The sequence below is a fragment of the Accumulibacter sp. genome (assembly GCF_032229525.1).
Taxonomy (GTDB): Bacteria; Pseudomonadota; Gammaproteobacteria; order Burkholderiales; family Rhodocyclaceae; genus Accumulibacter.
This window is the reverse complement of sequence record NZ_JAVTWB010000130.1, coordinates 1-9,907: the sequence shown is the minus strand read 5'-3', so window position 1 is coordinate 9,907 and position 9,907 is coordinate 1. Positions and strand designations below refer to the sequence as shown.

General features: G+C 61.2%; 12 protein-coding genes. 11 read left to right on the top strand and 1 reads right to left on the bottom strand.

Annotation, left to right across the window (positions count from 1 at the left end; translation table 11 throughout):
* Positions 1-33: 33 nt before the first annotated feature.
* Positions 34-468 (bottom strand): Hg(II)-responsive transcriptional regulator, encoded by a 435-nt coding sequence (gene merR / locus RUW20_RS08915; protein ID WP_005303925.1) that lies wholly within the window; start codon positions 466-468, stop codon positions 34-36.
* 71 nt (positions 469-539) lie between these two features.
* Between merR and RUW20_RS08910 the strand changes: the two genes are divergently transcribed.
* The 11 genes from RUW20_RS08910 (at position 540) to istB (ending at position 9,714) form a co-directional block, all read left to right on the top strand.
* Positions 540-890, top strand: a complete 351-nt coding sequence (locus tag RUW20_RS08910; RefSeq protein ID WP_001294663.1) for a mercuric transport protein MerT — start codon at positions 540-542, stop codon at positions 888-890.
* Between the two features lie 13 nt (positions 891-903).
* Positions 904-1,179, top strand: coding sequence for a mercury resistance system periplasmic binding protein MerP (gene merP, locus RUW20_RS08905; RefSeq protein WP_000732292.1), 276 nt, complete (start codon positions 904-906; stop codon positions 1,177-1,179).
* 35 nt (positions 1,180-1,214) lie between these two features.
* Complete coding sequence (gene merC / locus RUW20_RS08900) at positions 1,215-1,637, top strand: organomercurial transporter MerC (protein ID WP_001340589.1); 423 nt, start codon at positions 1,215-1,217, stop codon at positions 1,635-1,637.
* Between the two features lie 51 nt (positions 1,638-1,688).
* Positions 1,689-3,383, top strand: a complete 1,695-nt coding sequence (gene merA / locus RUW20_RS08895; protein WP_255977372.1) for a mercury(II) reductase — start codon at positions 1,689-1,691, stop codon at positions 3,381-3,383.
* Between the two features lie 17 nt (positions 3,384-3,400).
* Positions 3,401-3,763, top strand: coding sequence for a mercury resistance co-regulator MerD (gene merD / locus RUW20_RS08890; RefSeq protein ID WP_001277456.1), 363 nt, complete (start codon positions 3,401-3,403; stop codon positions 3,761-3,763).
* Positions 3,760-3,996 (top strand): broad-spectrum mercury transporter MerE, encoded by a 237-nt coding sequence (gene merE, locus RUW20_RS08885; protein ID WP_000993386.1) that lies wholly within the window; start codon positions 3,760-3,762, stop codon positions 3,994-3,996. The genes merD and merE overlap by 4 nt, the downstream gene beginning before the upstream one ends.
* A 35-nt stretch (positions 3,997-4,031) precedes the next feature.
* Positions 4,032-4,700, top strand: coding sequence for an EAL domain-containing protein (locus tag RUW20_RS08880; protein ID WP_001300294.1), 669 nt, complete (start codon positions 4,032-4,034; stop codon positions 4,698-4,700).
* Between the two features lie 74 nt (positions 4,701-4,774).
* On the top strand, positions 4,775-6,454 hold the full coding sequence (locus tag RUW20_RS08875; protein ID WP_000179844.1) for a Mu transposase C-terminal domain-containing protein: 1,680 nt from the start codon (positions 4,775-4,777) through the stop codon (positions 6,452-6,454).
* 2 nt (positions 6,455-6,456) lie between these two features.
* Complete coding sequence (locus RUW20_RS08870) at positions 6,457-7,317, top strand: TniB family NTP-binding protein (RefSeq protein WP_000344784.1); 861 nt, start codon at positions 6,457-6,459, stop codon at positions 7,315-7,317.
* A gap of 101 nt (positions 7,318-7,418) precedes the next feature.
* A complete protein-coding gene (istA, locus tag RUW20_RS08865) occupies positions 7,419-8,942 on the top strand; it encodes an IS21-like element IS1326 family transposase (protein WP_001324342.1) in 1,524 nt (507 codons plus the stop codon).
* Positions 8,929-9,714 carry an IS21-like element IS1326 family helper ATPase IstB gene (gene istB, locus RUW20_RS08860; RefSeq protein WP_000983249.1) on the top strand — a complete coding sequence of 262 codons (786 nt, stop codon included), beginning with the start codon at positions 8,929-8,931 and terminating at the stop codon, positions 9,712-9,714. The genes istA and istB overlap by 14 nt, the downstream gene beginning before the upstream one ends.
* The last annotated feature ends 193 nt before the right edge of the window (positions 9,715-9,907 follow it).

The following is a 9,907-nucleotide window of genomic DNA, read 5'->3' as shown; positions in this document are numbered from 1 at the left end:
GGGGGCACCTCAGAAAACGGAAAATAAAGCACGCTAAGGCATAGCTGACCTTGCCAGGCCTGCTTCGCCCTGTAGTGACGCGATCAACGGGCAGGAAACATTCCCCTTTCGTGCATGGCAGGCGCACACGAGTTCAGACAGCACGGTTTCCATGCGCGCCAAGTCGGCCATCTTCTCGCGCACGTCCTTGAGCTTGTGTTCGGCCAGGCTGCTGGCCTCCTCGCAGTGGGTGCCATCGTCGAGCCGCAACAGCTCGGCAATCTCGTCCAGACTGAACCCCAGCCGCTGTGCCGATTTCACGAATTTCACCCGAACCACGTCCGCCTCCCCATAGCGGCGGATGCTGCCGTAAGGCTTGTCCGGTTCCGGCAACAGGCCCTTGCGCTGATAGAAGCGGATTGTCTCCACGTTGACCCCGGCCGCCTTGGCAAAAACGCCAATGGTCAGGTTTTCCAAATTATTTTCCATATCGCTTGACTCCGTACATGAGTACGGAAGTAAGGTTACGCTATCCAATCCAAATTCAAAAGGGCCAACGTATGTCTGAACCACAAAACGGGCGCGGTGCGCTCTTCGCCGGCGGGCTGGCCGCCATTCTTGCATCGACCTGCTGCCTGGGGCCGCTAGTACTGGTCGCCCTGGGCTTCTCCGGTGCTTGGATCGGCAACCTGACGGTGCTGGAACCCTATCGACCGTTGTTCATCGGCGCGGCGCTAGTGGCGCTGTTCTTCGCCTGGAAGCGGATTTACCGGCCCGTGCAGGCATGCAAGCCAGGTGAGGTCTGCGCGATTCCGCAGGTGCGCGCCACCTACAAGCTGATTTTCTGGATCGTGGCCGTGCTGGTCCTGGTCGCGCTTGGATTTCCCTATGTCGTTCCATTTTTCTATTAACCAGGAGTTCATCATGAAGAAACTGTTTGCCTCCCTTGCCCTCGCCGCCGCTGTTGCCCCGGTGTGGGCCGCTACCCAGACCGTCACGCTAGCGGTTCCCGGCATGACTTGCGCCGCCTGCCCGATCACAGTCAAGAAAGCGCTCTCCAAGGTCGAAGGCGTGAGCAAGGTCGATGTGGGCTTCGAGAAGCGCGAGGCCGTCGTCACTTTTGACGACACCAAGGCCAGCGTACAGAAGCTGACCAAGGCCACCGCAGACGCCGGCTATCCGTCCAGCGTCAAGCAGTGAGCCAGCAAGCCAACGACAACAGCGAGAGCCGCTTCATGGGACTGATGACACGCATTGCCGATAAAACCGGCGCGCTCGGCAGCGTCGTTTCCGCGATGGGCTGCGCCGCCTGCTTTCCAGCCCTCGCCAGCTTCGGCGCGGCCATCGGGCTGGGCTTCTTGAGCCAGTACGAGGGACTGTTCATCAGCCGCCTGCTGCCGCTGTTTGCCGCGCTGGCCTTCCTGGCGAACGCGCTGGGTTGGTTCAGTCATCGGCAATGGCTGCGCAGTCTGCTCGGCATGATCGGCCCGGCCATCGTGTTTGCGGCCACGGTCTGGCTGCTCGGCAACTGGTGGACGGCGAACCTGATGTACGTCGGCCTGGCCTTGATGATTGGGGTGTCGATCTGGGACTTCGTGTCGCCGGCGCATCGCCGTTGCGGACCGGACGGCTGCGAACTCCCCGCCAAGCGCTTGTGAAAGACGGCTGACCGTGCGACACGGCGGCCCACACGAATAAGGAACGATGGTATGAGCACTCTCAAAATCACCGGCATGACTTGCGACTCGTGCGCAGTGCATGTCAAGGACGCCCTGGAGAAAGTGCCCGGCGTGCAATCAGCGGATGTCTCCTACGCCAAGGGCAGCGCCAAGCTCGCCATTGAGCTCGGCACGTCACCCGACGCGCTGACGGCCGCTGTAGCTGGACTCGGTTATCGGGCCACGCTGGCCGATGCCCCCTCAGTTTCGACGCCGGGCGGATTGCTCGACAAGATGCGCGATCTGCTGGGCAGAAACGACAAGACGGGTAGCAGCGGCGCATTGCATATCGCCGTCATCGGCAGCGGCGGGGCCGCGATGGCAGCGGCGCTGAAGGCCGTCGAGCAAGGCGCACGTGTCACGCTGATCGAGCGCGGCACCATCGGCGGCACCTGCGTCAATGTCGGTTGTGTGCCGTCCAAGATCATGATCCGCGCCGCCCATATCGCCCATCTGCGCCGGGAAAGCCCGTTCGATGGCGGCATCGCCGCTACCACGCCGACCATCCAGCGCACGGCGCTGCTGGCCCAGCAGCAGGCCCGCGTCGATGAACTGCGCCACGCCAAGTACGAAGGCATCTTGGAGGGCAATCCGGCGATCACTGTGCTGCACGGCTCCGCCCGCTTTAAGGACAATCGCAACCTGATCGTGCAACTCAACGACGGCGGCGAGCGCGTGGTGGCATTCGACCGCTGCCTGATCGCCACCGGCGCGAGCCCGGCCGTGCCGCCGATTCCCGGCCTGAAAGACACTCCGTACTGGACTTCCACTGAAGCGCTGGTCAGCGAGACGATTCCTAAGCGCCTGGCCGTGATTGGCTCATCAGTGGTGGCGCTGGAGCTGGCGCAGGCGTTCGCCCGACTCGGAGCGAAGGTGACGATCCTGGCTCGCAGCACGCTGTTCTTCCGCGAAGACCCAGCTATAGGCGAAGCCGTCACGGCCGCATTCCGCATGGAGGGCATCGAGGTGAGGGAACACACCCAGGCCAGCCAGGTCGCGTATATCAATGGTGAAGGGGACGGCGAATTCGTGCTCACCACGGCGCACGGCGAACTGCGCGCCGACAAGCTGCTGGTCGCCACCGGCCGCGCGCCCAACACACGCAAGCTGGCACTGGATGCGACGGGCGTCACGCTCACCCCGCAAGGCGCTATCGTCATCGACCCCGGCATGCGTACAAGCGTGGAACACATCTACGCCGCAGGCGACTGCACCGACCAGCCGCAGTTCGTCTATGTGGCGGCAGCGGCCGGCACTCGCGCCGCGATCAACATGACCGGCGGTGACGCGGCCCTGAACCTGACCGCGATGCCGGCCGTGGTGTTCACCGACCCGCAAGTGGCGACCGTAGGCTACAGCGAGGCGGAAGCGCACCATGACGGCATCAAAACTGATAGTCGCACGCTAACGCTGGACAACGTGCCGCGCGCGCTCGCCAACTTCGACACGCGCGGCTTCATCAAACTGGTGGTTGAAGAAGGCAGCGGACGACTGATCGGCGTGCAGGCAGTGGCCCCGGAAGCGGGCGAACTGATCCAGACGGCCGCACTGGCGATTCGCAACCGGATGACGGTGCAGGAACTGGCCGACCAGTTGTTCCCCTACCTGACGATGGTCGAAGGGTTGAAGCTCGCGGCGCAGACCTTCAACAAGGATGTGAAGCAGCTTTCCTGCTGCGCCGGGTGAGGACAAGGAGGTGTGCGATGAGCGCCTACACGGTATCGCAACTGGCCCATAACGCTGGGGTGAGCGTACATATCGTGCGCGACTACCTGGTGCGCGGCTTGTTACGGCCGGTGGCCTGCACCACGGGCGGCTACGGCGTGTTCGACGATGCGGCCTTGCAACGGCTGTGCTTCGTGCGCGCGGCCTTCGAGGCGGGTATCGGCCTGGATGCCCTGGCGCGGCTGTGCCGTGCGCTCGACGCAGCGGACGGCGCACAAGCCGCAGCGCAGCTTGCCGTGCTGCGCCAGTTGGTCGAGCGGCGGCGCGCGGCGTTGGCCCATCTGGACGCGCAACTGGCCTCCATGCCAGCCGAGCGGGCGCACGAGGAGGCATTGCCGTGAACGCCCCTGACAAACTGCCGCCCGAGACGCGCCAACCCGTTTCCGGCTACCTGTGGGGTGCGCTGGCCGTGTTGACCTGCCCCTGCCATCTGCCGATTCTCGCCGCCGTGCTGGCCGGGACGACCGCCGGTGCCTTCCTTGGCGAGCATTGGGGTGTTGCCGCGCTCGCGCTGACCGGCTTGTTCGTTCTGGCCGTAACGCGGCTGCTGCGCGCCTTCCGGGGCGGATCATGACGAGTTCGCAGCCCGCCGGATGGACGGCGGCCGAGTTGGCGCAGGCGGCGGCGCGCGGACAGCTTGACCTGCATTACCAGCCGCTGGTCGATCTGCGCGATCACCGGATCGCTGGCGCGGAAGCGTTGATGCGCTGGCGGCATCCGAGGCTTGGCCTGTTGCCGCCCGGCCAGTTCCTGCCGCTGGCCGAGTCGTTCGGCCTGATGCCGGAAATAGGCGCGTGGGTGCTGGGCGAGGCCTGTCGCCAGATGCACAAGTGGCAAGGACCGGCATGGCAACCGTTCCGTCTTGCCATCAATGTGTCCGCCAGCCAGGTTGGGCCAACGTTCGACGACGAGGTAAAGCGGGTGCTGGCCGATATGGCCCTGCCCGCCGAGCTTCTGGAGATCGAACTGACCGAATCGGTCGCATTCGGCAATCCAGCCCTGTTCGCCAGTTTCGACGCCTTGCGCGCCATCGGCGTGCGCTTCGCCGCCGACGACTTCGGCACCGGCTATTCCTGCCTGCAACATCTGAAATGCTGCCCCATCACCACATTGAAAATCGACCAATCCTTTGTCGCCAGGCTCCCGGATGATGCCCGTGACCAAACTATCGTGCGGGCGGTGATCCAGCTCGCGCACGGGCTGGGCATGGATGTCATTTTCAGAAGACGACTGCACCAGTTGATTGGGCGTAATGGCTGTTGTGCAGCCAGCTCCTGACAGTTCAATATCAGAAGTGATCTGCACCAATCTCGACTATGCTCAATACTCGTGTGCACCAAAGCGAGGTGAGCATGGCGACGGACACCCCACGGATTCCAGAACAAGGCGTGGCCACTCTGCCTGATGAGGCTTGGGAGCGTGCGCGCCGTCGTGCGGAGATCATCAGTCCGTTGGCGCAGTCGGAGACGGTCGGGCACGAAGCGGCCGATATGGCGGCTCAGGCGCTGGGCTTGTCTCGGCGCCAGGTATACGTTCTGATCCGGCGTGCCCGGCAAGGCAGCGGCCTCGTGACGGATCTGGTGCCCGGCCAGTCCGGTGGAGGTAAAGGTAAGGGGCGCTTGCCGGAACCGGTCGAGCGCGTCATCCACGAGCTACTGCAAAAGCGGTTCCTGACCAAGCAGAAGCGCAGCCTAGCGGCCTTTCACCGCGAAGTCACTCAGGTGTGCAAGGCTCAAAAACTGCGAGTGCCGGCGCGCAATACCGTGGCCTTACGGATCGCTAGCCTTGACCCGCGCAAGGTCATCCGCCGGCGGGAAGGCCAGGATGCCGCTCGTGACCTACAAGGTGTGGGCGGCGAGCCTCCTGCCGTGACCGCGCCGCTGGAGCAGGTGCAGATAGACCATACGGTCATCGACCTGATCGTGGTCGATGACCGCGACCGGCAACCTATTGGCCGCCCGTACCTGACCCTCGCCATCGACGTGTTCACCCGCTGCGTGCTCGGCATGGTCGTCACGCTGGAAGCGCCGTCTGCCGTTTCGGTTGGCCTGTGCCTCGTGCATGTCGCCTGCGACAAGCGCCCTTGGCTGGAAGGACTGAACGTGGAAATGGATTGGCAGATGAGCGGCAAGCCCTTGCTGCTCTACCTAGACAACGCGGCCGAGTTCAAGAGCGAGGCCCTGCGCCGGGGTTGCGAGCAGCATGGCATCCGGCTGGACTATCGCCCGCTGGGACAGCCGCACTATGGCGGCATCGTGGAACGGATCATCGGCACGGCGATGCAGATGATTCACGACGAACTGCCGGGAACGACCTTCTCCAACCCTGACCAGCGCGGCGACTACGATTCCGAAAACAAGGCCGCCCTGACGCTGCGCGAGCTAGAGCGCTGGCTCACATTGGCGGTCGGCACCTACCACGGTTCGGTGCACAACGGCCTGCTCCAACCGCCGGCCGCGCGCTGGGCCGAGGCCGTGGCGCGTGTCGGCGTACCGGCCGTCGTCACACGCGCTACTTCGTTCCTGGTCGATTTTCTGCCGATCCTCCGGCGCACGCTGACCCGCACCGGCTTTGTCATCGACCACATCCACTACTACGCCGATGCGCTCAAGCCGTGGATTGCGCGGCGTGAACGCTGGCCGTCCTTTCTGATCCGGCGCGATCCGCGCGACATCAGCCGTATCTGGGTCCTGGAACCGGAGGGACAGCATTACCTGGAAATTCCCTACCGTACCTTGTCGCATCCGGCTGTCACCCTCTGGGAACAACGGCAGGCGCTGGCGAAACTGCGGCAGCAAGGGCGCGAACAGGTGGATGAGTCGGCGCTGTTCCGCATGATCGGCCAGATGCGTGAGATTGTGACCAGCGCGCAGAAGGCCACACGCAAGGCGCGGCGTGACGCGGATCGCCGCCAGCACCTCAAGACATCAGCTCGGCCGGACAAGCCCGTTCCGCCGGATACGGATATTGCCGACCCGCAGGCAGACAACTTGCCACCCGCCAAACCGTTCGACCAGATTGAGGAGTGGTAGCCGTGGACGAATATCCCATCATCGACCTGTCCCACCTGCTGCCGGCGGCCCAGGGCTTGGCCCGTCTTCCGGCGGACGAGCGCATCCAGCGCCTTCGCGCCGACCGCTGGATCGGCTATCCGCGCGCAGTCGAGGCGCTGAACCGGCTGGAAGCCCTTTATGCGTGGCCAAACAAGCAACGCATGCCCAACCTGCTGCTGGTTGGCCCGACCAACAATGGCAAGTCGATGATCGTCGAGAAGTTCCGCCGCACCCACCCGGCCAGCTCCGACGCCGACCAGGAGCACATCCCGGTGTTGGTCGTGCAGATGCCGTCCGAGCCGTCCGTGATCCGCTTCTACGTCGCGCTGCTCGCCGCGATGGGCGCGCCGCTGCGCCCACGCCCACGGTTGCCGGAAATGGAGCAACTGGCTCTGGCACTGCTGCGCAAGGTCGGCGTGCGCATGCTGGTGATCGACGAGCTGCACAACGTGCTGGCCGGCAACAGCGTCAACCGCCGGGAATTCCTCAACCTGCTGCGCTTCCTCGGCAACGAACTGCGCATCCCGTTGGTTGGGGTAGGCACGCGCGACGCCTACCTAGCCATCCGCTCCGATGACCAGTTGGAAAATCGCTTCGAGCCGATGATGCTGCCGGTATGGGAGGCCAACGACGATTGCTGCTCACTGCTGGCCAGCTTCGCCGCTTCGCTCCCGCTGCGCCGGCCTTCCCCAATTGCCACGCTGGACATGGCTCGCTACCTGCTCACACGCAGCGAGGGCACCATAGGGGAACTGGCGCACTTGCTGATGGCGGCGGCCATCGTCGCCGTGGAGAGCGGCGAGGAAGCGATCAACCATCGCACACTCAGCATGGCCTGTTGAGTTGCATCTAAAATTGACCCACTTAGGGTAAAGATTTGCGTCGAAATTTGACCCACGTATGACACTGTTTCCCGTCTGGATATGGCGGGAGAAATCAAGGAGTGATAAACGTGGCGATATTGAGCGCAATTCGACGCTGGCATTTTCGCGATGGTGCGTCGATTCGGGAAATAGCCCGACGAAGCGGCCTGTCCAGGAACACCGTTCGCAAGTATTTGCAAAGCAAGGTGGTTGAACCGCAGTACCCAGCGCGAGACAGCGTTGGCAAGTTAAGTCCTTTTGAGCCCAAGTTAAGGCAGTGGCTCTCCACCGAGCACAAAAAGACAAAGAAGCTGCGCAGAAACCTGCGCAGCATGTACCGGGATTTGGTCGCTTTGGGCTTTACCGGGTCTTATGACCGAGTGTGTGCCTTTGCCCGACAGTGGAAAGATTCCGAACAGTTCAAGGCGCAAACCTCGGGCAAGGGTTGTTTCATCCCCTTGCGCTTTGCTTGTGGCGAAGCCTTCCAATTCGATTGGAGTGAGGACTTTGCCCGCATAGCGGGCAAACAGGTCAAACTTCAGATTGCCCAGTTTAAGTTGGCCCACAGCCGGGCCTTTGTGCTTCGGGCTTACTACCAGCAAAAACATGAAATGCTGTTTGATGCCCACTGGCATGCCTTTCAAATCTTCGGTGGCATTCCCAAGCGCGGCATCTACGACAACATGAAGACCGCTGTGGATTCGGTGGGGCGTGGCAAAGAGCGCAGGGTCAATCAGCGGTTCACTGCCATGGTCAGCCACTACCTGTTTGATGCGCAGTTCTGTAATCCAGCATCGGGTTGGGAGAAAGGCCAGATTGAGAAGAACGTGCAGGATTCCCGCCAACGCCTGTGGCAAGGGGCACCAGACTTTCAAAGCCTTGCTGATTTGAATGTGTGGCTTGAGCATCGCTGCAAAGCGCTGTGGTCTGAGCTGCGCCACCCCGAATTGGACCAAACCGTGCAAGAGGCCTTTGCCGATGAACAAGGCGAGTTGATGGCGCTACCCAATGCCTTTGATGCATTCGTGGAGCAAACCAAGCGAGTCACTTCAACCTGCCTTGTTCACCACGAGGGCAATCGCTACAGCGTTCCTGCCAGTTACGCCAACAGGGCCATCAGCCTTCGGATTTATGCAGACAAGCTGGTGATGGCTGCCGAAGGCCAACACATTGCCGAGCATCCAAGATTGTTTGGCAGTGGCCACGCTCGGCGTGGCCACACACAATACGACTGGCACCATTACTTGTCTGTGCTTCAGAAGAAACCTGGGGCGTTGCGCAATGGTGCGCCATTTGCTGAATTGCCACCCGCGTTCAAGAAGCTTCAATCCATCTTGCTGCAACGCCCCGGCGGTGACCGTGACATGGTGGAAATTCTGGCCCTTGTATTGCACCACGATGAAGGTGCGGTACTCAGTGCTGTGGAATTGGCATTGGAGTGTGGCAAGCCATCGAAGGAGCATGTGCTTAATCTGTTGGGACGTTTGACCGAAGAACCTCCACCCAAACCGATTCCAATTCCCAAGGGGTTAAGGCTGACATTGGAACCACAGGCCAACGTGAACCGCTATGACAGTTTAAGGAGAGCCCATGATGCAGCATGAAGGCCATGTGAGAATCCTCAAATCCTTGAAACTCTTTGGCATGGCACACGCCATTGAGGAGTTGGGCAATCAGAATTCACCAGCATTTAATCAAGCCTTGCCCATGCTGGACAGCTTGATTAAAGCTGAAGTGGCAGAGCGTGAAGTACGTTCGGTGAACTATCAATTGCGGGTGGCCAAGTTCCCCGTGTATCGGGACTTGGTGGGCTTTGACTTCAGTCAAAGCCTGGTTAATGAGGCCACGGTCAAACAATTGCACCGGTGCGACTTCATGGAACAAGCCCAGAACGTGGTGCTGATTGGTGGGCCAGGCACAGGCAAGACTCACCTGGCCACAGCCATTGGTACACAAGCAGTGATGCACTTGAACCGACGGGTGCGTTTCTTCTCCACCGTGGATTTGGTCAATGCACTGGAGCAAGAGAAATCATCTGGGCGTCAGGGACAAATCGCAAACCGTCTGTTGTATGCCGATTTGGTGATTCTGGATGAGCTGGGATATTTGCCTTTTAGCCAAACCGGTGGGGCACTGCTGTTTCACCTGCTCTCAAAGCTGTACGAAAAAACCAGCGTGATACTGACCACCAACTTGAGCTTCTCGGAATGGAGCCGAGTGTTTGGCGATGAAAAGATGACAACAGCGTTGTTGGACCGACTAACCCACCACTGCCACATCCTGGAAACCGGCAATGAAAGTTACCGCTTCAAACACAGTTCAACTCAGAATAAGCAGGAGGAAAAACAGACCCGCAAACTGAAAATCGAGACATAATTCTGACAACAAGGGGTGGGTCAAAATTCAATGCAAATCCCGGGTCAAATTTGGGTGCAAATCAACAGATATCGACAACCTCTCGCGCAACCAAGACATCGCGGTCGGACTGCAAGTGATCTTGAAGCCACGGGCCCGTCCCACCCCGACATGGACCTCGATGCCCGAACGGACGTTAGATTTCGAGTTCTAG